The organism is Gordonia sp. NPDC003950, from assembly GCF_053605205.1.
Map to the genome: position 1 here is coordinate 45,961 of NZ_JBSGIT010000025.1, position 20,878 is coordinate 66,838.

Consider the following 20,878-nt stretch of genomic DNA (forward strand, 5'->3'; position numbering starts at 1 on the left):
CTTGGCTCAGCGCGGCGCCATCCGCAGCGCACCGTCCATCCGGATCGTCTCGCCGTTGAGGTAGTTGTGCGCGACGATGAACTCCGCGAGCTGTGCGTACTCGGTCGGCTCGCCGAGTCGCTGCGGGAACGGGATCGCCTCGGCCAGGGTCTTCTGGAACTCAGGGGTGATGCCCGCGAGCATCGGGGTGCTGATCGTCCCGGGAGCGATCGTGCACACGCGCACACCGACCTGCGCCAGATCGCGCGCTGCGGAGATGGTCATCGCGTGCACGCCACCCTTGGATGCGGCGTAGGCGATCTGACCGATCTGGCCCTCGAAGGCCGCCACCGACGCGGTGTTGATGATGACGCCGCGGGCGCCGTCGTCGTCGACGGGCGCCTCCTTCTGCATCTGGTTGGCGGCCAGTCGCATCACGTTGAACGTGCCGACCAGGTTGATGTCGATGACCTTGCGGAACAACTCGAGGTCGTGCGGACCCTTCTTGCTCAGGATGCGCGAGGCCCAACCGACACCGGCGCAGTTCACCGCGACACGCAGCGGGGCGCCGGACGCGGCGATGGTGTCGATCGCGGCCTGGACCTCGTCCTCGCTGGTCACGTCGGTGGCGATGAGCGTGACACCGCCCACGGGCTCGGCCTTGTCGATCGACGGCTGCAGGTCGAGGCCGAAGACCTCGGCGCCTGCGGCGGCGAAACGGGCGGCGGTGGCGGCGCCGAGGCCGGAAGCGGCGCCGGTGACGATGACGGAGGAGCCGGAGACGTCCATCGGGGGTCCTTTCGGGGTGATCGGCCGAGCGTTCGCTCGGTACCCCGTCACCCTAGACAGTCGCCGGCCGGCCGCTCATCCCAGCCCCTGCCGCATTCACTTGGCCGGTCCGTCCCCACCCGGTCCGTCCCCGTGCGCGTGTGCGAGGACGTGCTGGGCGTCGTCGAGTCGCGCGCGTACCCGCCGGCGACGCACGCGGTGGATGTAGACCGAGCCGACGCCGACCAGGACGACGACCGCGGTGACGGTGCCGACGATGACCGGGGTGGAGGCCGCCGACAGGCCCTCGTAGAGCAGCCACGCCGCGAAGACGAAGAACAGTGCGGCCGCACCGAGTGCGATGGTGCGTTCGGGGAGGTGCTTGCCGAGGACGGCGCCGACGGCGATGGCCAGCGCGTCGGCGGCGACCATACCGATGGTCGAGCCGATCCAGACGCCGAGCCAGTTGTTGTCGGTGGCCAGGGTGATGGTGGCCAGCATCGTCTTGTCGCCGAGTTCGGCGAGGAAGAACGACGACATCACGGCGAAGAACACCGAGGCACCCACGCGGTCGGCCTTGCTCTGCTCGTCGTCGTCGAGGTCGTCGCCGCGCAGGGTCCACAGGCCGAAGATCAACATCGCCAGACCGCCGACGATCGAGATCAGATCCGACGGGATCGACAGGCCGAGGAAATGGCCGAAGAAGACCGACACCGCGTGCACCGCGGTGGTGGCGACGGTGATCGCGGCCAGCACGATCCACCACTTGTAGCGCAGGGCGTACGTCATGGCCATCAGCTGCGACTTGTCGCCGAGTTCGGCGACGAAGATCACGCCGAAGCTCAACAGGAGGGCAGCGATCATGAAGGCCAGGTTAGACAGCCCTCAGTGATGTGTGCAACGTCTCGCTGATCCGTATTTATGCAGGTAGGGGACTCAAAACCAGGAGTTAGGGTGCCCTGAAAAACAGATCCGGATGCTCACGCCGCGAGCAGCATCGCCAGCACCGCGGTATCGGGGTCGGCGTTGGGATCGATCCCCACCTTGTTGCGCAGCGTCACCACGGTTCCGTCGGCCTCGGCCTCGGCCCACCCGGCCCGGTGCTCGAGGCCGAGTTCCGGCAGTCCCGGCAGCAACACACAGCCGGAGGCGACGTCGGCGCATTCCGGCAGGGACGGACGGGTCCGTGACGGCGGATGCAACATGAACAACGCCGGCGGATTGGTGAGGAAACGCCCGGCCTCGAGGAAACTGTCGTCGACGACGTTGCCCACGGCCACCATCATCCCGACGGTCTCGGTGTCGGCGTCGTCGGGATGCTCCTCGACCACCCCGAAGATCGTGGTGGTGGGCAGGAACCCGGGACGGCAGGCGATGCGGACCGAGGCGACGAGCGTCTGGGTCCATTCCAGCGTCGACTCCGGCCAGCGACCGGAGATCAGGATGCCGTTCAGTTCACCCTCCTGGTGAACGGGTGTGAGTCCGATGGGGATCGACTGCATGGTGTCTCCCTTCCGCGCAGGTGACGAGCGAACCGGATGCGAACGACCGGTGGAAAAAGAATCCACCCTGCCCCTGCGCCGGACAACTCGAAACACCGGATGTGACGGTTCTTTTACATCGCGCGGCGCAGGAGTCTCCGGCAGGTACGTCGGTGGGCACAGGCACACTGGACGGGTGCGAAGAAAGACCGATACATCGTCGACGGGGTCGGCCGGTGTGCGTGGACCGTTGCGGCCGGTGGAGATCGCCGCGATCGCGATCTTCGGCGGACTGGCCGTCGCCGCGGTCGTGGTGGCCGCGGTCATCCCCCTGGCCAGTGCGGTCCGCGTGCTCGCGCCGGTACCGCTGGCACTGATCGCGGCGCGCACGCGTCCCCGTGCCATGGTCGCCGCGGCGGTGGCCAGTACCGGGGTGGCCTTCGCGATGGCCGGGTCGGGTGCGGCGTTGTCGGTGTTCGGGTCAGCGGTCCTCGGCGGCATCATCGGCGAGATCAAACGCCGAGGTCGGGGCGCGCCGACGATGCTGGCGGCCGCACTCGTCACCGCGCCCTTGGTCGCCGCGGTCACCGTCGGCGTGTTGTTCCTGCTCAAGCCGTTGCGCGAGTTGGTGCTCGCCGCGATGCGCAACAGCATGGAGGGTCTCGGCCGGTGGGTCGCCAAGGTCCCGGGTCTGAGGGGTGTGGGTGACTTCTTCAAGGGACTGGGCATCAACATCGCCGACTACTGGTGGGCGTGGGTGCTGATCTCGGGGACCGTCGGGACGTTCATCACGATCGTCGTCGCCTGGTGGATTCTGGGTGCCATCATCGCCCGGTTGGCCGATGTGCCGAGCGAGGACACCCTCGACGCCGGTGACGCCGCCGTGAGTGCTCGCGACTCCGACGTCGTCGCACCCCTACCGATGACGCTGCGCGACGTCGAGTTCGCCTATGAGCCGGGCGGCCGGCGCATCCTGTGCGGCGTCGACCTCACCATCGAGCCCGGTGAGTTCGTGGCCGTCGTCGGAGCCAATGGTTCGGGTAAGTCGACACTGGCCAAGGTGCTCGCCGGGCGCCGGCCGTCGGCGGGTGCGGTGATCCGTCCCGGACTCGCCGGGCTGGGCCGGGCCGGCGGCACCGCGATGGTGCTGCAGCGTCCGGAGACCCAGATGCTGGGCTCCCGCGTCGCCGACGACGTGGTCTGGGGTCTGCCACCGGAGACCGAGGTGGACGTGGACGCGCTGCTGGCCGAGGTGGGCCTGGCCGGACTCGGTGAGCGGGAGACCTCGGATCTGTCCGGTGGTCAGCAACAACGTCTCGCGATCGCCGGCGCGCTGGCCCGTGATCCCGCGCTGTTGATCGCCGACGAGGTGACCTCGATGGTCGATCCGGTCGGTCGGGAAGAGATCATGGCCCTGCTCACCGAACTGCCCCGACGACGCGGCGTGGCCGTCGTGCTGATCACCCACCGGGCGTCGGAGGCGCGTTCGGCCGACCGCGTGATCCACATCGTCGACGGCCGGGTGGCGCCGACGCCGCCGGAGTGGATGGCACCGGAGGCCCAGCGCGTCGAGGCGCTCCCGGAGTCCATCGGCGACACCCACGCCATCCGCAGTCGCCGTCCGCTGTTGCGTCTGGCCGGGCTCGGACACGTCTACCTTGCGGGTTCGCCGTGGGAGGTGCGGGCACTGCACGACGTCTCGCTGCACGTCGATCGCGGCGACGGACTGCTCATCGTCGGCGGAAACGGTTCGGGCAAGACCACTTTGGCGTGGATCATGGCCGGACTCATCGCCCCCACCGAGGGGTCCTGCGAACTGTTCGTCGACGACGGGTGGCAGAAGGTCACCGACTCGGTCGGTGAGGTCGGGCTGGCCTTCCAGCATGCGCGGCTGCAGATCCAGAAGCAGAACGTCGGCGACGAGATCATGGCCGCGGGCGGTGAGAAGGTCGGCACCACCGAGGTGGCCCGCGTCCTCGAGGCCGTCGGATTGCCGAGGTCGATGGCCGCGGCGCGGACCGACTCGCTGTCCGGCGGTCAGATGCGGCGTGTGGTGCTCGCCGGGTTGCTGGCGCGCACCCCGGAGATCCTGGTGCTCGACGAACCGCTCGCCGGGCTCGACCCGGGTGCGCGGACCGAGGTGATCGGGGTGCTCGCCTCACTGCGGCAGGCGGGGATGACGATCGTGATCATCTCCCACGACTTCTCGTCGTTGGAGCAGGTGTGCGACCGGCGGGTGCATCTGGTCGGCGGCGAACTCACGGCCGGGGGAGAAGAGATGCCCGGGGGACCGGATGGTGCGGCCTGGCCGGTGCGTGGCGAGGGGATGAACGCAGACGGAATCAACGCAGAGGGGATCAACGCAGAGGGGACGATCGAATGACGATGCGGACGGTGCCGCTGCGGCAGGTGCCCGGCGATTCGGTGATCCACCGCCTCTGGGCGGGGACCAAACTGCTCGTGGTGTTCGCGCTGAGCGCGATGACGTGGGTGCTGCCGTCGTGGCCGGCGTTGGGCATGGTGGCGGCGGTCCTGGTGATCACCGCGCTGCTCGCCGGAATCCCGTTGGGCGCCATCCCCCGACCGCCCTGGTGGTTCTGGGGACTGATCCTGGTCGGCGCCGCGGTCAACGCCGCGGTCGGGCTGAGTGCGGTGGTGATCTTCCTGCGGGCGACGGCCCTCGGGCTGGTGTTGCTGGGGACGTCGATCCTGGTGATCTGGACGACGCCGTTGGCCGAGGTCGCGCCCGCGGTGGCCACCCTGATGCGACCGCTGCGATGGCTGCGGCTGCCCGTCGACGAGTGGGCGGTGTCGATCGCGCTGTGCCTGCGTGGTCTGCCGATGCTCATCGAGGAGCTGCGACTGCTGCGTGCCGCGCACCGGCTGCGGCCGACCGCCCCCGCCAACTCCGGGCATCCCGCCGCGGAGATGGGCATCATCGACATGGTGGTCGCCGCGATGAGTTCGGCGCTACGACGCAGCGAGGAGATGGCCGAAGCGATCACCGCTCGCGGCGGCACCGGCCGGCTGACGGCCTACCCGTCGCGGCCCCATCGTCGGGACTGGGTGGTGCTCGCGGTGATCGTGGTGGCGTGTGCCGCGGCGATCACGGCGACCGTGGTGTTCTGAGGGTCGGCCGCTGGGAGGTGTGCCCTCTGGGAGAGGGCGAGCGTGATGACGGTCAGCACTGTGGCGACCGCCTTGATGATCTGCATGAACTTCACGGATGTCTTCTTGCCCGCGACGTTCTTGTTGACGGCCTCCTTGACCCACATCAGCGCGAAGTAGAAGACGAGGAACCAGGCGATCGGGTCGGCGAGGAGCCTTCGAGAGAACACGACGCTTGAGACACAGGGTGCCGCACGCGGTGAGCGTGCGACACCCCGGTGTGTGAGCCGATGCCAGATCAGGCAGGGCAGTGGACGGTGTAGTCCCAGTTGGTGTTTTGGTCGGTGTTCCCATAGACGATCACGCTGACGGTGTCCGAGTTCCCTCGCGGCACCGCAACGGTCACCGTGCGATCACCGTTGGTGCCGATGGCTCCCGGCGTGGCCCAGGTCTTCTTGCCCTCGTACTTGATCACGATCTCGTCCGGCACGACCTCCGTGTCGTACGTGAACTCGAACTTGGTGGGACCTGAACGGCCCAGCTTGTAATCGATGTGCGTTACTCCACCGTGGCCGGCCTGTGTCGATTCGTTGCATTGGACGGTGGCCTCAGGCGCGGGCGCTGCCGGTGTTGGCTGGCTGCTCGTCGTCGGCGGGTGGCTGTACGCCGGATCATGTGTGCCGCCGGCGTTGGCCACAGCGGGGGTGGCGATGGCGAGAGCGGCAGCGGACAGCGCGGCCGCGGACAAGACGCGCATTCTGCGAGAGGTCACGGAATCTCCTTCGGGACATCAGGTGTCGGGGACAGCAGTGCGACGCTAACCGCACGTGTCGCGACCCTGATATCGGCCGTTCGGGGGATTCACTTGTCGGTCGTGTCGATCGTTCGGACGAAAAGCGATGTGTGTCACCAGGATTGGTGACACCAGACGGAGGGTCGGTGTCCCCGGTTCTGGCGACGAACCTCGTCAGCGACCAACCTCGTCGACGACAACGGCGGCCGAACCCATCTGGGTTCGGCCGCCGCCCGAGGTCTGAGAGCGATCAGGCGGGGACGATGAGTCCCTTGCCCTGGCTGGTCGCACGGGCGAAACGCTCGGCGGCGTCGGCCCAGTTGACCACGTTCCACCAGGCCTTGACGTAGTCCGGCTTCACGTTCTGGTAGTCGAGGTAGAAGGCGTGCTCCCACATGTCGAGCATGACGACCGGGATGATCGCGGCGGGGATGTTGCCGCTCTGGTCGGTCAGCTGCAGGGTGACGAGGTTGCCGCCGATGGTGTCGTAGCCCAGGATCGCCCAGCCCGAACCCTGGAGGGTGGTGGCCGCGGCGGTGAAGTGGGCCTGGAACTTGTCGAAGCCACCGAACTGATCGTCGATGGCCGCGGCGAGCTCGCCTTCGGGCTTGTCGCCACCGTCCGGCGACAGGTTGTTCCAGAAGATCGAGTGATTGGTGTGTCCACCGAGGTGGAACGACAGGGTCGCCGACAGCCCGTAGACCTTGCCCGCGATGGTGCCGTCCTCGCGTGCCTCGGCCAGCTTGGCCAGGGTGTCGTTGGCGCCCTTCACATAGGTGGCGTGGTGCTTGTCGTGGTGGAGCTCCATGATCCTGCCGGAGATGTGCGGCTCCAGTGCCGCGTAGTCATAAGGGAGATCCGGCAAGGTGTATTCGGCCACGGTATTCCTCTCTGTGCATATACCCTTTGGGCACATACCGTCTGGGGGTATTGCTTCTCAACTATCGACACGCGCGGAATCGTCTGGGTGGACGACGCATCGCGGACCCTTCCACCCTTACGCAGTGGTTGACCGAATGCAACAAAATCGACCCAACAAACTTCAACCCTGGTTGAGGTCTGTGGGTCGTGTCAGGCGCTCGTTGAACGCCGAATTGTGTTGCCCGAGAGTTGATGTGGCCTCACATGAGGGCCAGGATGCCCAGCAGGATGAGGAGTCCGAGAATGCTGGCGCCGATCCCCAAGCAGGAGGACCGGACGTCGTAGGTGACGCGGGGCGCGCTCGGGCCGCGGGCGATCGATCGCAGGTCGCGGGTCGCATGTGTGGCCATCGCGGTCCTCCACTGACTTCTGTGAGAGACCCGGGTGGAGCAGGTCTCGGGCTGGACGGGAATAAAGCACCGTGGTGATCGGTGTCACATCCCGTGTGGGTCATCTTATGCACAGTGGGTCGGCCGACTCAAATGAAGCCGGGAACTCCTTGCGTAGGATCGACGCATGTCATGGCTTGACGAGCTCTTCGCGTCCCGGTCCGGAAAGCAGCAGCTCATTGATGCCGACGCGGCATTGCCGGGCCGGAGCACCCCGGTGCCGCTCGCGCCGGAGAACATCGTCCTGCATCACCCGATGCGGGGTTCGGATTTCGAGAACGGCACCGGCATCGGCACCTTCGACGACGGGTTGCACGCGGTCGTGCTGGCCGGCGGCTGTTTCTGGGGTGTCGAGGAGATCTTCTGGCAGGTGCCGGGCGTGTGGACGACGGCGGTGGGATACGCCGGCGGCTACACCCCGAATCCCACCTACGAGGAGACCTGCACCGCCCGGACCGGGCACACCGAATCCGCACTGATCGTCTTCGACGAATCACGGGTCGACCTGCGCACTATCCTGCGCACCTTCTGGGAGACCCACGATCCGACGCAGGAGATGCGTCAGGGCAACGACATCGGAACCCAGTACCGCTCGGCGATCTTCACCACCTCGGCCGCCGACGCCGACCTCGCCCGCGAATCGGCGGCCACCTTCCAGACCGCGCTGGATGCGGCGGGACTGGGCCCGATCACCACCGAGATCGCCCCGCTCGATCAGGCCGGCGACGGACACTTCTACTACGCCGAGGACTACCACCAGCAGTACCTCGCGAAGAACCCGCACGGGTATCGCTGCCACGCGGCCACCGGAATCACCTTCCCGGGCTGACACGCATGCCCGCACCCATCTCGGTCGGTCAGTGGAATCGCACCCTGCTGCACCGTCAACATCTCCTCGCGCGCGCCGACGAGGACGCCATCGAGGTGCTCGACCGCATCGTCGGCATGCAGTCGCAGGATCCGCGAGCGGCCTTCTTCGGGCTGTTCTCCCGCATCGACGGCTTCCAACCCGGCGAACTCGACGATCTGCTCACCGATCGTGAAGTGGTACGGATGGCCCTGCTGCGCAGCACCATCTTCCTCGTCGACGGGGCCGACGCCCGCTGGATCCGGCCCGTCGCGCAGGAGGCCCTCGACGCGGAGATCCGCACGATCCATCGCAGGCGGCTGTCCGAGGCCGATCCGTCGGAGGTGATCACCGCCGCGGTCGACATCCTGGCCGGGCGGTCGGTCGGCGGTGCCGAACTCGGTGCGACGCTGTCGCAGCGGTTCCCCGAAGAGCAACCCGCCACCCTGGTCGCCGTCGCCCGGTGCGGCCTTCCGCTGGTGCAGATCCCGCCGCGCGGGCTGTGGCGGGGCCGGGGTGCGGTGACCTACCGGTTGCTCGACGAGTGGATCGGTTCCGGCGACCCCGCCCTCGTCGGCGACGAGGCGCGCCGGGAACTGATCCGGCTCTATCTGCGCGGATTCGGTCCGGCGTCGGTGCCGGCCATCCAGACGTGGTCGGGACTGCGTGGACTGCGGCCCCTCGTCGAAGAGATGGAACGCGACTGGGAACTGCAGTGTCACACCGGCCCGGACGGTCAGACGCTCTACGACCTCGAGGGTCTCGATCTGATCCCCGCGGACACCCCGGCACCTGTCCGACTCATCGCACCGTTCGATCACATCCTGGTCGCGCAGGCCGACCGCGCGCGGATCGCCGACGAGAAACTGTTCGCCCGCACCGTCACCCCCAATGGCCGCTCACCCGGTTTCGTGCTCTGCGACGGCCGGCTCGCAGGAACCTGGTCGCTCACCGACGACGGACCGCACGTCGACCTCTTCTTCGAGCCCGCTCGCAGCGTGGCGGGCGAACTCGACGACGAGGTGGACCGGCTACGTGCCTGGCTCGCTGCGGGAGACTGAGCCCGCCGATCACCATCTCAGTCGCCGGTGCGGGGATTGCGGTCGGTGATGCAGTAGCGGCGTCCGGCCGGATCCATCATCACCGCCCACGAATCGAAACGCTCGACCATCGTTGCGCCCCAATCCTCGTGGCGGGCGATCTCGTCGTCGACCGAGGTGGTCGCCAGGTCCAGATGCGCGGTCGCACGCAACCCGGCCGCCGCCGGCGCCGACCCGTCGAAGAGTAAGCGCTGCAACAGGATTCCCAGGGTCAGCCGCGGATCTCGTTGGAGGCGGACGAATTCGGAGCGACGTGCGGACAAGGCGGGCCGTCCGGTCAGCTCCGACCAGAAGGACACCTCGCGGTCGAACAGGATGGCCGGGACGTCGATGCACACCTGGTCGATGATGCTGATGGTGTCCTCGGGCCAGCGGATCGGACGGGATCGGCGCGCGGTCGCGGCCGCGGGGACCAGGCAGAACCGCAGACCCGCCGGCGATTCCATGACCAGGAACGACGCGTTGTCGGCCGCCAGGACGGCGCCGAGTGCGACGGCCTCGTCGGCGGCGGCCCGCACATCGTCGGTGTGGATGTCGACGTGCACGCCGCCGACGCCGGACTCGATCCGCTGGACCCGCAGGTGCGCATCGCCGTTGAAGGGTTGCAGCGTCGCGAACTCCCGATGCTCGCCACGTGGCGGCGACACCGTCGAGCCGGCGATGGCCCGCCAGAACGTGACCTCACTGCCGAACTGCCGCGCGGGAAAGTCGAGGAACGCGGTGAGCCACCGGATCTGCACGTGAGCAGTGTAGGTGGTGGGTGTGCGGATCAGGCGTCGCTAGACTCGGCGAGATGACTGCTGCAGCGATCAAGCGGATCGCCAAGAAGCTCGGCCGCGCGCGTGCGGAGAAGGTCGCGGTGGTGCGACTCGACGGCGTGATCGGTCACGTCGGGCCCGGGCGGGCCGGCCTGACGACGAGGTCGGTGGAATCGGTGCTCAAGCGGGCGTTCGAGACCGAGCATCTGCGTGCGGTGGTCATCGTCGTCAACTCGCCGGGCGGGTCGCCCACACAGTCGGAGTACATCGCCGAACGCATCCGTCAGCTCGCCTCCGAGAAGGGTGTCCGGGTCCTCGCGTTCTGTGAGGACGTCGTGGCCTCCGGCGGTTACTGGATCGCCTGCGCCGCCGACGAGATCTACGCGGCACACACGTCGCTGGTCGGGTCGATCGGCGTGGTGTCCTCGGGATTCGGCTTCACCGATGTGATCGCGCGACTCGGCGTCGAACGGCGTCTGTACTCCGCGGGGGAGAACAAGGTGCGGCTCGATTCGTTCTCGCCGGTCAACGCCGACGATGTGGCGTGGCTCGAGGGACTGCAGGGTCAACTCCACGAGACGTTCATCCGGTGGGTACGTCAACGTCGCGGCAAGCGCCTCGAGGGCGACGACGCCGCCCTGTTTTCCGGTGACGTGTGGATCGGCGAGAAGGCCGCCGCACTCGGCCTCGTCGACGGTGTCGGCGTGATGCGGTCGGTGGTGGCCGAACACTATCCGGACGCCGAGATCGTCACCGTCGACGCACCGAAACCGCTGCTGACACGCCTCCTGGGCGATCAGGTGCATGCGTCGGTCCTCGCCGAGGATCTCATCGGTGGTGCGGTGCGTGCGCTCGATGGGGCCAGTGGTGTGCGTTTTCGCTGATTGATTGATCCACTTGCGACGTGTTGTCCCCACGTTATCCACAGGGCCTGTGGATTTCGACGATTTGTCAAGCCGGTCGGTGGTCGTGTACTGACGTGAACACTGTGCGGAATGTTCGCACCGATCGAGTGATGCCGATCACAATTGTTAGGCATGCAGAGTGCGATTCTCCACAGATTCCACAGTCTCATCCACAACTTGACCCTTGGTCCGTGATACAGGTCACAGCGCGGTATCGCCGCATGTGGATAGCGTTATGCAGTCCTACATAGTCGGTCGACGGGTGGTTCGGGCGGGTCAAACCGGCTGTCCCCCGATCGACGGTCACACGAAGCATCCAAGGGGGTCGGGCCGCGGCGTTGGGCAGGCGGGCCTCGGCGCGCAGCCGCCTATGCGAACATGGATCGGTGAGCATGGGAGAGATACCGCAGGTTCCCGTGACGGAACTCCCGGACGATTTCACCGCCGACGCCGACCGCGTCCTCCTCGACGTCCGTGAGGACGACGAATGGACGGCCGGGCACGTCCACGGTGCCGTCCACATCCCGCTCGGCGACGTACCGGGCCGGCTCGACGAGATCGATCCCGACGCCGACCTCTACGTCATCTGTCATTCGAGCGGCCGGTCCATGCGGGTCCTGCAATACCTCGAACGCGTCGGATACGAAGGAACCTGTGTGCAGGGCGGCATGCTCGCCTGGGTGCAGAACGGCAAGCCGGTGCAGACCTCCGGTCCGACCGGAACGGGACCTGCCTGACCATGCTGGATCTGTGTCCCCGCTGCCGCATTCAGGCGCCGCATCGCTCGGGTCGTGACCGCTGCCCCCGGTGCGGTGGCCCGCTGACCGTCGTCGCCGACGATGTCGAGGCGAGTGCCGTCGTCGCCCGGTATCAACAGTCCGGACCGCCACCGCCGCCACCACCGCCCGTCCGGTCGGCGCCGCACATATACGGCACCCGGGCAGTGCGGTGGATCGCGCGACGGCCCGCCGACACCCTGCCGCCGCCACGCGCGCCGCACCAGGCGGTGTCGCATCAGATCCCGCGCTACGCCTACATCCCGCAGTGGGGTCTGCTCGATGCGCCGGTGTCACCCGACGACGGGCCGTCGGCGGCGACACGTCTGACCAAAGCGCTGACCAGCGCCCTGCACTTGGTCGGTCTGGCCCTGGTGGTCTCGGCGGTGATCCACCTATTCCGCTATGTGCTGCTGGCGATCAACCGGACGACCACCCTTCCGGAATGGCTGATCACCTTCAGCACGATCCTGGTGTTCGTCGCCGGCGCCGCGGCCCTCGGATGCTATGTCTACGCCACCGTCGTCTTCGTTCGGTGGCTGCTCGCCAAGCGCGCAGAGGCGTATGCGTCGGCGGGGTATCTCGATCCGCGGCCGCGATGGATGAGCATCCCGCTCGCCGCGATCCCGTTGGTCAACGTGGTCGGCGCACCGATGCTCATCTACGAGGCGGCCGCGATGGACGGACGCCGCGATGCCCGCGATTCGTCGCGCCTGCGCACGATGTGGGTGGCGTGGGCCCTGGTCAACGGTGTGGCCGTGCTGGCCGCGATCACCTGGTGGGTGGCCGCCGAATCCGGGTCCATCCAGACCGGGGCCAACGCCGTGCTGATGGTGGCCCTCAGCGCGGCGGTGTCGGCGGTGTTCGCCCTGTGGGTGGGCCGACGCCTGATCGCGATCTTCGATCGCACCCACGTCGACGCGGCCCCGCATCGGCGATGGGTGGTGGCCGCATGATCGGCGACCAGGTCTCCCGGTCGGGCAAGCCCGCCGTCGTCGCCCATCGCGGTGCGTCGGCCGATCACGCCGAACACACCCTCGCGGCCTATGAACTGGCCCTCGCTCAGGGCGCCGACGGTCTGGAATGCGACGTCCGGCTCACCGCCGACCACGAGTTGGTCTGCATCCATGACCGCACCGTGGACCGCACGTCGGACGGATCGGGCGTGGTCAGTGAGATGACCCTGCCGCAGTTGCGTGAACTCGATTTCGGGAGCTGGCACAACGCCGGCAAGCCCGCGCAGGTGCTCACGCTGACCGAGTTGCTCACCCTCACCCTCGATTGGCGCCGGCCGGTTCGGCTGTTCATCGAGACCAAACATCCGGTGCGGTTCGGCAGTCTCGTCGAGCAGCAACTGCTGTCCACGCTGCACGATTTCGGGGTCGCGACGCCGCCGTCGGCCGACCACAGCCGGGCCGTGGTGATCTCCTTCTCGTCCTCGGGGGTGTGGCGGATCCGTCGGCACGCGCCCATGCTGCCGACGATCCTGCTCGGCGAGACGGCACGGGTGCTGGGCGGCAGCGCCGCCACGGCGGTCGGGGCGACGGGCATCGGCCCCTCGGTGGAGACCCTGCGGTTGCATCCGGATCTGGTGGACAAGGCCGCCGCGGCCGGTCGGGTCACCTACTGCTGGACGGTCGACGAGTTGGCCGACGTGCAACTGTGTGCCGACCTCGGGGTGCGCTGGATCGCGACGAATCATCCGCAGAAGGTGCGTGACTGGTTGGTGACCGTCGACTGATCGGGTGGGCCGACTGATAAATCGTCGGGACAGCCCGCATGAGAAGGTGGACCGATGGGCAAGAAGAGCAAGCGGGGAAGCGGGCCGCGCCCGGGGAGCAATCGAGCCGAACGGGTCGCGGCGCGTAAGGCACGGCAGGCGGCCGCGCTGGTCGCCCCGCCCCGGCCGTTCGCCGGGCTCGCCGCCGAATGTGATCTGGTGGCCCTGCACACGTTCGTGTCGTCGGCGACCGCGGTCCTCGACCTCATCGAGCCGGGGCCGCCGCCGGTCGAGTTGACGTCGGTGATGCCGGATGAGACCGCGGTGTTGCCCCCGGTGCCGGCCGGGACCCGCAACGAGGTGATCCTGGCGACCATCCTGCCCGGAGCCGTCTCGGCGATCACCCGGGAATCACGGGGCCGTACCGAGGGTCTGGTGGCGCTGCAGTCCGATCCCGAACCCGACGACCTCGATGCGGCGCTCGCCGGCGCCATCGACTGGGCCGCGCACAGCGATCCCGGCGGCGAATTGCGGGGTGCATCAACGGAATCCGACCTGCGTCTCACCGACGTGCTCAACGCCGACGCCGAACTGTCGATCACCGTGCACGGCGACTTCTCCTGGTGGTTCCCGCCGGGTACCGAAGTGCCGCAAGAGATCTCGGTGATGCTCGACCGCGCGAACGACACCATCATGCCGACCGCACGGTTGAACGTGACGAGCGGCAAGGGTGCGCCGTGGTGGGTCGATGCCGGGGAACGCGCCCACCTGCGGTGGGTGCGTCCCGAACCCGAGGACGAGGTGATGACGGCGCTGGCACGTCTGCATGCCGCGGGTCGGCTGACCCTGGGTGAGGGATCGCGGTTCGCCGGGTCGTTCCGCACGCTGGGTTTGCTGGTGCCCGTCTTCGACCTGGACAACGAACGTCACCACGAGGAGTGGTACGACGGACTCGATCAGTTCGACACCTGGCTGTCGGAGGCGCTGACCGAGACCGGCGACCTCACCACCGCCGAACGCAGTTCCCGGGACGGTCTGCGCGGTCGGCAGGTCACAATACGCTGATGCGCCCGTCGGCCCGGGATCGGCGGGTACGCGACGCGGCCGCACCGAATCCGACGAGCAGGCTGGCCATGAGCGCCGCGGCGAGCACCGCCGACGGCCACCACCGGCCCACCCCGTCGACCAGTGCCGCGGCGGTGTGCGTCTTCGACGTGCTCGCACCCAGGTAGAACGCAACGGCGAGGAAGGTCAACAGGCTGCCATAGACCGCGGCGAGCACCGCGAACCACCGCGGCACCGTGGTCGACCGGGTCGTTCTCCTGGTGTGACCCGAGCGGGCAGGGCGGCCGGAGGAGGCGGGGCTGTTACCGCTTCGTGATGCCATGGGACCACCCTGCCGCATAGGGCTGAAGAATGGCTGAACATCACCGGAGATTCACCCAGATCGTGGGATCAACCCCGGGTTGTTCGACCGAAGCCTCTCAGACGAAGCCTCTCAGACGAAGCCTCTCAGACGAGGCCTCTCAGAGGTTGCCGCCCGCGGCCACCGGTGCCATGGCGTCCGCGGTGCTGCCGCCGGCGAACTCGCGTTCGACGAAGTTCTCCAGATCGAACAGGTTGCCGTTGGCGCGCTCGGCGATGGTCTGCAGGGTCGTCATCGTGGCGACCTCCTCGACCTGCTCCTTGAGGAACCACTGCATGAACTGCTCGCCGAGGTAGTCGCCGCTGTCGCGGGCCGACTTGGCGAGGTCGACGATCTGCTGGGTGACCCGTCGTTCCTGGTCGAGCGCCAACTCGATCGGCGCCTTGTAATCGTCGAATTCGGTTCGCGGGGCCTCGATTCCGGGGATGGCCACCTGGATGTCACGGTCGAGGAAGTACTGCACGATCATCATCGCGTGATTGCGTTCCTCGACGGACTGCTGATAGAAGTGCTTGGCCAACTGCGGCATGTCGTGGTTGTCGTAGTAGACGGCGACGGCGATGTACTGCTGTGACGCGGCGAATTCGTGGCCGACCTGGTCGTGGAGCAACTGGTGGAACTTGGTCGATTCGGTAGTGGTCATGTGTCCGATTCTACCGGCCGATCCGCCCGGTTTCGGCTCAGTTGACCCTTACTGAGGCCAGTCTGACCTTGGTTGATGCGCTCGGCCGCACCAGGATTCGCCCGGCAGCACCGGCCGCACCGGCGCGGCCTCACTGCTGCGGGATCTGCCTGCCCATGCGGATCGCGTCGAAGAACTCCGTGGTGGAGTCGTCGACCGCGAGGGAACTGCCGTCGTCGGTGTCGACGGCACCACCGTTGGGGGTGGTCACCGTCTGTGGCGAGCTGCGTAACCACCACGCGAGCATGGCGAGATTCCAGATGTGGGTGCCGTTGTCGACGGTGAGGGTGTCGACGACGCCGTTGACGAAGGGGAACAGGCGAAACGGGTTGGCGATGACCGACGGGCTGGTCGCCTTGGACATCAAGGCGGCCAGGAACTTTCGTTGATTCTGAACTCGCTCGAGGTCGGCGTTGGGGAAGTTGCGGGTCCGGACGAACCCGAGAGCCTGTGCGCCGCCCAGTGTTTGGCATCCGGCCTGCAGGTTCAGGCCGGCCTTGGGATCGCGCAGGGCGGTGTCGATACAGATGTCGACGCCGCCGACGGCGTCGACGAGTTGGTCGAATCCCCCGAAACCGATCTCCGCGTAGTGGTCGATGCGCACCCCGGAGAGTTGTTCGACGGTCTGCACCAGTAGCTGCGGACCGCCGAAGTTGAAGGCCGCGTTGATCTTGTGCTGCCCCTGCCCGGGAACTGGGACGTAGAGATCACGCGGGATGCTGATGATCGACGCGTCCCCGGACGGCGGCTTGTAGACCATCATGATGGTGTCGGTCCGTGCGCCGTCGCTGTCGCCGGTGGCCAGTTCGCGCCGTTGCTCCTCGGTGAGATCGGCGCGGGAGTCGGTGCCGACGATCAGCCACGTGGTACCGGGGGTGTCGGCGGGACGGCCCGCATACGGCGCGAGGGCGTCGACCCGGTGCAGCTTCGAGTCGTAGTAGAACATCAACGCGATCGGCGTGACCAGTGCGACCAGCAACGCCACGAGGAAGATCGTGCCGACGCGGCGACGGGTGAATCGCCGGCCGGGCCGGCCCGGGGACCGACGAAATGCCGACATGCGACGTCGGCGGGGCGGCTCCGAACCCGCCGCACGGCGTGCGGCCGGTGGGCGCGGCGGTTGGTCTGCGCCGCGGGGGCGCTGCTCGGACGGCTGCCGGTTGGGGGGAACCGGCCGGCGCTCACGATCGGGAACCGGTTCGGGTTTCTGCGTCGGTGCGTACGCCGACTGCGAATAGGCCCGGGGCGGTGGCGCCGCTTCGCGCGGGTCGGCGACCCGCACGGTCGGCGGCTCGGCGAACGCGGGCGCCTCGTGCCGTGGCCGCGCGTGCTCCGGTATCGGGAACTGACCCGACTGGTCGGCCGGCAGACGTGGCGGACGGTGGCCCTGCGGACCGGGTGCGGGGAACCTGTCGCGACCGGGTTGCTGCGGTGGGGCCTGACGCGGCGGGTTGTGGCGTCCCATCGGGTTCTGCTGTGCCCGGTTCTGCTGTGGCGGGACCTGCCACTCGGGCGTGACGCCGGGCGGGGGTTGGGGTGCCGGATTCCGTCGGCGCGGGGGCGGCGGCGCGGAACCGCGGCGCCCCACGGGAGGCGGATCTGGCTGGTTCATCCCACCGAATGTACCGACGGGCCCGCCACTTCCGTGTCATTCACCCGGTGTGGCCTCCTCAGCCCACCCAGCCCAGATGGTCGTGCGCCAGCGCATATCCGACAAAAGCGACCACGTCGATCACCGTGTGCGCGATGACCAACGGCCAGATGCGGGAGGTGACCTGGTAATACCGCCCGAAGATCACCCCCATCGCGATGTTGCCGATGCCCGCTCCGATGCCCTGGTAAAGGTGATATCCGCCGCGCAGCACCGCGCTCGCGGCCATCGAGGTGTTCTCGCCCACCCCGAGCTGGCGCAGCCGGGTGATGAAGTAGGCGACGACAACGATCTCCTCCGCGGCCGCGTTCCCGATCGCGAGCAGGATGTAGAGGGGCCATCGCCACCAGGCGCCGTCGGTCTCGGCGGGAATCAGGTGGGCGTTCATGCCGAGGGCGCGCGCCGCGGCGACCAACGCCAGTCCGGGCAGCCCGATCACCGCGGCCAGGACCAGCCCCGGGGGGATGTCGGGGGTGCGGATGCGGCCGAGTCCCACCCGGCGCAGGACGATCCCGCCGCGCCAGAGCAGGTAGGCGCCCAGCGCGGCGATGGCGTAGAGACGTGCGGCGCTCATCAGCTGACGGAGGAAGTCGATCACGCCGACCGACGAACGGCTCGGATTCAGCGCGACGGTCGCATTGCCGACACCCACCGAAACCTGCAGTTCGATCAGCGACAAGATGGCCGACAGCGCGGAGAAACCGAAGGTCAGCACGCCGACGATGGCGAGTTCGATGATCAACGCCCGTCGCTGCACGCGATCGGTGACGACCGGGACGACGGTCTGTGGCCGCGGGCGGACCCAGGTCCGCGGGGTGGCGCGCATGTCGGTCAGGGTAGTGGGACGAATGTGTGCCGGTGGATCACCCCGGAGGGGTATCGCGGTGATCCACCGGCACCACATCCGGAGTTCGCCTCATCGATCTCGGTGGCCAGCCCAACCATCGAGACCGGGGTTGAACTCCGTCGGGTGGTCAGTCGGGCAGGCTGTTCATGAACGGACAGCCCGCCAGGGAACGCAACGCCCGGGACAACTCGCTCACGTCGTTCACCGGGCGGGGAAAGGGAAGTCGGACGTCGGCGTCACCGTCGGAGCCCTCGACGCGGAAGCGGATGCCGAAGCGGTCCAGCCCGAGCGGGCGGACCCGACCGTTGCGCAGGTCGCGGGGGAGCTTGCGGGCGAGTTGCCCGACGACGTCGGCGTGATCGGAATCCAGGTGCGCGATCCAGTCGCCCTCGTACTCCCAGAACGGGTCCGGGTTGGCGACGGCGAGTTCGGACGCCTGCACGCAGGCCGCGCCGGAACTGCTCGCGACCACGGCGTTGTCGACCTGCAGTCGGATCATCGACCGGCCGTGGCCGATGTCGAGGAGTCCGCCGTCGGGGTGATCCGCGGCGATCTCCAGCGCCAGGTCGCGTTCCAGGTCACGCGGGACGGCGTGTGCGGTTCCGTTGAGCCAGACCAGTGACCGCACGCGTTCCCGCAGGTCGATCGGGGCGCAGTCGGTGATCTCGACCATCGCCGGGACCCCCTCGGGCGAGCCCGACGCGAGCTCGATGACCTCGGAATCGGTCGGCACCAGCAGGAACGCCTGGGATTCGAAGAGGTGGACCAGGCCCACCGTCGTCGGGCCACCAGGGTGTGCCGCATCGGATGCGGGGGTGCGACCGGCGACCTCGACGGCCAGCATCGCCGAGTCGGCGCGTCGGCAGGCCGTCGCGATCACCTCGGCATCCGACGGTCGGTCGGTGATGGCTCGTGTCATGGTCGGGTCCTCACTCGGTCTGATGTGTGGCTACAAAGGTAATCCTAACCTAATTTGAGGCGGCGTCAACCGGCAAGGGTCGAAATACCTCTGAGCGAAATTCGTCCGGTCCGACGAGCGGCTAGGCTCTGGTCGTGACACAGTTCGCCTACTTCGGGCCGTCGGGGACGTTCACCGAGATGGCCCTCGATCGGTTCCTCGCCGACGCGGACCTGATGTCGGCACTACGCGGCGAGGGTGCGTCGCCCTCGGGGGAGCCTGGAGCGACGGGACCGGGGGCAATCGAGAAGGTCGTCGCACCGAGCCCGGTGGCGACCATCGACGCCGTCCGCTCCGGACGGGCGGAGTTCGCCTGCGTGCCCATCGAGAGTTCCCTCGAGGGTTCGGTGCCGGCGACGATGGATGCCCTCGTCCCCGTCGCGAGTGCGGTGATACCGCGGGTGCAGGTGTTCGCCGAGGTCCAGCTGAAGATCGCCTTCACCATCGCCGCCCGACCGGGCGTCGAGACCGGCGACGTGCGCACCATCGCCGCCTATCCGGTTGCCTCGGCGCAGGTACGCACCAGCGTCGCCCGGTTGTTCCCGGAGGCCGGGTTCGTCACCGCCACCTCGAATGCGGCCGCCGCACTCGACGCCGCGGCCGGCGTGACCGACGCGGCGGTCACCACGAGTCTGGCCGCCGCCTCGTCGGGGTTGGCCGTGCTGGCCGACGGGGTCTGTGACGCCACCGATGCACTCACCCGGTTCCTGCTGATCGGTCGGCCCGCGGCCCCGCTGCCGGCGTCCGGCGCCGACCGCACGTCGGTAATCCTCGAACTGTCCAACGAGCCCGGCAGCCTGATGGCCGCGATGAACGAATTCGCTTCGCGTGGAATCGATCTCACCCGAATTCAATCGCGTCCCCGGCGCGATCTGGACAACGGCACGACGATGCCGGGGCAGTATCGTTTCTTCCTCGACGCCGTCGGACACATCGATGACGCGGCCGTCGCGGAGGCCCTGCAGGCGCTCTACCGTCGGGCTGAACGCATCACCTACCTCGGATCGTGGGCGATGACCCGGCCCGGTGGCGCGCCACCACCCGATCACCGCGCCGGAGCGCAGTGGCTCGAGCGCATCCGCAAGGGGCAGGACTGATGGCCCGGTTGCATCTGGTCCGCCACGGTGAGACCACATCCAACGTCATGCGCCGCCTCGACACCGCGCTGCCCGGTGCGGCACTGACGGATTTCGGTGTGCGGCAAGGTGTTCGATATGCGCTGGAAAGCGGGCGGCAAACACCGGCGGTGTTGGTGAGCTCGGTCGCGCGGCGCGCACAGCAGACCGCCGAGTTGATCGGCTCGGTGTGGGAGGTGGTGCCCGAGGTCGTCGAGGGAATCCACGAGGTGCAGGCCGGCGAACTCGAGGATCGCAGTGACGAGGAGGCGCACGGGGTGTTCCGGTCGGTCCTCGACGCCTGGTACGGAGGTGCACCGGACACCCGCATCCCCGGCGGGGAGTCCCTCGAGATGGTCTATGCGCGTTACCTTCCGGCGATCGACGTTCTCGCGCAACGGCATCTGAGCGGACCGGACGCCACCGACGTGGTGGTGGTCAGTCACGGTGCCGCCATCCGGCTGGTCGCCGCCCGGCTGGCGGGAATCGACGGAAAGTTTGCTGCCGCAACACATCTGCCCAACACTGGATCGGTGGAGCTGGAGTACCGGGACGGGCTGTGGATCTGCCATCGATGGGGTGCCACCCGCGCGCCGTTCGGGGATGTCGTCGACGAGCCGCTGGTGGTCGACGACAGTCCGATGGGGTAGGAGT

General features: G+C 68.1%; 24 protein-coding genes. 11 read left to right on the forward strand and 13 right to left on the reverse strand.

Features of this window, described 5'->3' with window-relative positions:
* Positions 1-6: 6 nt before the first annotated feature.
* The 3 genes from ACWETB_RS19665 to ACWETB_RS19675 all read right to left on the reverse strand — a co-directional run bounded on the left by ACWETB_RS19665 (position 7) and on the right by ACWETB_RS19675 (position 2,249).
* The gene (locus ACWETB_RS19665; RefSeq protein WP_452213062.1) at positions 7-768 is read right to left on the reverse strand and encodes an SDR family NAD(P)-dependent oxidoreductase; all 762 of its coding nucleotides are present in this window, start codon (positions 766-768) and stop codon (positions 7-9) included.
* A 96-nt stretch (positions 769-864) separates the two neighbouring features.
* Entirely contained in the window at positions 865-1,611 is a 747-nt protein-coding gene (locus ACWETB_RS19670) for a TMEM165/GDT1 family protein (protein ID WP_452213064.1), read from the reverse strand.
* A 116-nt stretch (positions 1,612-1,727) separates the two neighbouring features.
* A complete protein-coding gene (locus tag ACWETB_RS19675) occupies positions 1,728-2,249 on the reverse strand; it encodes a peptidase (RefSeq protein ID WP_348807162.1) in 522 nt (173 codons plus the stop codon).
* A gap of 175 nt (positions 2,250-2,424) precedes the next feature.
* Between ACWETB_RS19675 and ACWETB_RS19680 the strand changes: the two genes are divergently transcribed.
* Together ACWETB_RS19680 and ACWETB_RS19685 are read left to right on the forward strand one after the other, a co-directional pair.
* A complete protein-coding gene (locus ACWETB_RS19680; RefSeq protein ID WP_452213067.1) occupies positions 2,425-4,611 on the forward strand; it encodes an ABC transporter ATP-binding protein in 2,187 nt (728 codons plus the stop codon).
* Complete coding sequence (locus ACWETB_RS19685; RefSeq protein ID WP_452213070.1) at positions 4,608-5,357, forward strand: energy-coupling factor transporter transmembrane component T family protein; 750 nt, start codon at positions 4,608-4,610, stop codon at positions 5,355-5,357. The genes ACWETB_RS19680 and ACWETB_RS19685 overlap by 4 nt, the downstream gene beginning before the upstream one ends.
* On the opposite strand, the gene ACWETB_RS19690 is transcribed toward ACWETB_RS19685, so the two are convergent.
* From ACWETB_RS19690 to ACWETB_RS19705, 4 genes are all read right to left on the reverse strand, one after another.
* A complete protein-coding gene (locus tag ACWETB_RS19690) occupies positions 5,264-5,566 on the reverse strand; it encodes a hypothetical protein (RefSeq protein WP_452213072.1) in 303 nt (100 codons plus the stop codon). The genes ACWETB_RS19685 and ACWETB_RS19690 overlap by 94 nt on opposite strands.
* Positions 5,567-5,634: 68 nt before the next feature.
* Positions 5,635-6,093, reverse strand: a complete 459-nt coding sequence (locus tag ACWETB_RS19695; protein WP_452213122.1) for a hypothetical protein — start codon at positions 6,091-6,093, stop codon at positions 5,635-5,637.
* Positions 6,094-6,379: 286 nt separating this feature from the next.
* Positions 6,380-7,009 carry a superoxide dismutase gene (locus ACWETB_RS19700; RefSeq protein WP_348807157.1) on the reverse strand — a complete coding sequence of 210 codons (630 nt, stop codon included), beginning with the start codon at positions 7,007-7,009 and terminating at the stop codon, positions 6,380-6,382.
* A gap of 241 nt (positions 7,010-7,250) precedes the next feature.
* Positions 7,251-7,400 carry a hypothetical protein gene (locus ACWETB_RS19705; protein WP_452213074.1) on the reverse strand — a complete coding sequence of 50 codons (150 nt, stop codon included), beginning with the start codon at positions 7,398-7,400 and terminating at the stop codon, positions 7,251-7,253.
* Between the two features lie 166 nt (positions 7,401-7,566).
* On the opposite strand from ACWETB_RS19705, the gene msrA reads away from it, so the two are divergent.
* On the forward strand, positions 7,567-8,268 hold the full coding sequence (gene msrA / locus ACWETB_RS19710; RefSeq protein ID WP_348809331.1) for a peptide-methionine (S)-S-oxide reductase MsrA: 702 nt from the start codon (positions 7,567-7,569) through the stop codon (positions 8,266-8,268).
* Between the two features lie 5 nt (positions 8,269-8,273).
* Positions 8,274-9,347: a winged helix DNA-binding domain-containing protein gene (locus ACWETB_RS19715; protein ID WP_452213076.1), complete on the forward strand. Its 1,074-nt coding sequence runs from the start codon at positions 8,274-8,276 to the stop codon at positions 9,345-9,347.
* 17 nt (positions 9,348-9,364) lie between these two features.
* Here ACWETB_RS19715 and ACWETB_RS19720 read toward each other — a convergent pair whose 3' ends face one another.
* On the reverse strand, positions 9,365-10,126 hold the full coding sequence (locus ACWETB_RS19720) for a VOC family protein (RefSeq protein ID WP_452213078.1): 762 nt from the start codon (positions 10,124-10,126) through the stop codon (positions 9,365-9,367).
* A 53-nt stretch (positions 10,127-10,179) separates the two neighbouring features.
* Here ACWETB_RS19720 and ACWETB_RS19725 point away from each other — a divergent pair, with 53 nt between their 5' ends.
* From ACWETB_RS19725 to ACWETB_RS19745, 5 genes are all read left to right on the forward strand, one after another.
* Complete coding sequence (locus tag ACWETB_RS19725; protein ID WP_452213080.1) at positions 10,180-11,028, forward strand: S49 family peptidase; 849 nt, start codon at positions 10,180-10,182, stop codon at positions 11,026-11,028.
* Between the two features lie 413 nt (positions 11,029-11,441).
* Complete coding sequence (locus ACWETB_RS19730) at positions 11,442-11,786, forward strand: rhodanese-like domain-containing protein (protein ID WP_452213082.1); 345 nt, start codon at positions 11,442-11,444, stop codon at positions 11,784-11,786.
* Between the two features lie 2 nt (positions 11,787-11,788).
* Positions 11,789-12,781, forward strand: coding sequence for a DUF4328 domain-containing protein (locus tag ACWETB_RS19735; RefSeq protein ID WP_452213084.1), 993 nt, complete (start codon positions 11,789-11,791; stop codon positions 12,779-12,781).
* Positions 12,778-13,566, forward strand: a complete 789-nt coding sequence (locus ACWETB_RS19740) for a glycerophosphodiester phosphodiesterase (RefSeq protein WP_348807149.1) — start codon at positions 12,778-12,780, stop codon at positions 13,564-13,566. Before ACWETB_RS19735 ends, ACWETB_RS19740 begins: the two co-directional genes overlap by 4 nt.
* Before the next feature lie 54 nt (positions 13,567-13,620).
* On the forward strand, positions 13,621-14,610 hold the full coding sequence (locus tag ACWETB_RS19745) for a DUF5926 family protein (protein ID WP_452213086.1): 990 nt from the start codon (positions 13,621-13,623) through the stop codon (positions 14,608-14,610).
* On the opposite strand, the gene ACWETB_RS19750 is transcribed toward ACWETB_RS19745, so the two are convergent.
* The 5 genes from ACWETB_RS19750 to ACWETB_RS19770 form a co-directional block, all read right to left on the reverse strand.
* Entirely contained in the window at positions 14,597-14,932 is a 336-nt protein-coding gene (locus ACWETB_RS19750; RefSeq protein ID WP_452213088.1) for a hypothetical protein, read from the reverse strand. The genes ACWETB_RS19745 and ACWETB_RS19750 overlap by 14 nt on opposite strands.
* Before the next feature lie 139 nt (positions 14,933-15,071).
* On the reverse strand, positions 15,072-15,614 hold the full coding sequence (locus ACWETB_RS19755) for a ferritin (RefSeq protein WP_452213090.1): 543 nt from the start codon (positions 15,612-15,614) through the stop codon (positions 15,072-15,074).
* Between the two features lie 130 nt (positions 15,615-15,744).
* A complete protein-coding gene (locus ACWETB_RS19760) occupies positions 15,745-17,118 on the reverse strand; it encodes an LCP family glycopolymer transferase (RefSeq protein WP_452213124.1) in 1,374 nt (457 codons plus the stop codon).
* A gap of 205 nt (positions 17,119-17,323) precedes the next feature.
* Complete coding sequence (locus ACWETB_RS19765) at positions 17,324-18,130, reverse strand: CPBP family intramembrane glutamic endopeptidase (RefSeq protein WP_452213092.1); 807 nt, start codon at positions 18,128-18,130, stop codon at positions 17,324-17,326.
* Positions 18,131-18,278: 148 nt separating this feature from the next.
* Positions 18,279-19,070 (reverse strand): DUF2470 domain-containing protein, encoded by a 792-nt coding sequence (locus ACWETB_RS19770; protein ID WP_452213094.1) that lies wholly within the window; start codon positions 19,068-19,070, stop codon positions 18,279-18,281.
* A 134-nt stretch (positions 19,071-19,204) separates the two neighbouring features.
* Here ACWETB_RS19770 and pheA point away from each other — a divergent pair, with 134 nt between their 5' ends.
* Complete coding sequence (gene pheA, locus ACWETB_RS19775; protein WP_452213096.1) at positions 19,205-20,206, forward strand: prephenate dehydratase; 1,002 nt, start codon at positions 19,205-19,207, stop codon at positions 20,204-20,206.
* Positions 20,206-20,874, forward strand: coding sequence for a histidine phosphatase family protein (locus ACWETB_RS19780; protein ID WP_452213098.1), 669 nt, complete (start codon positions 20,206-20,208; stop codon positions 20,872-20,874). The genes pheA and ACWETB_RS19780 overlap by 1 nt, the downstream gene beginning before the upstream one ends.
* Positions 20,875-20,878: the final 4 nt, after the last annotated feature.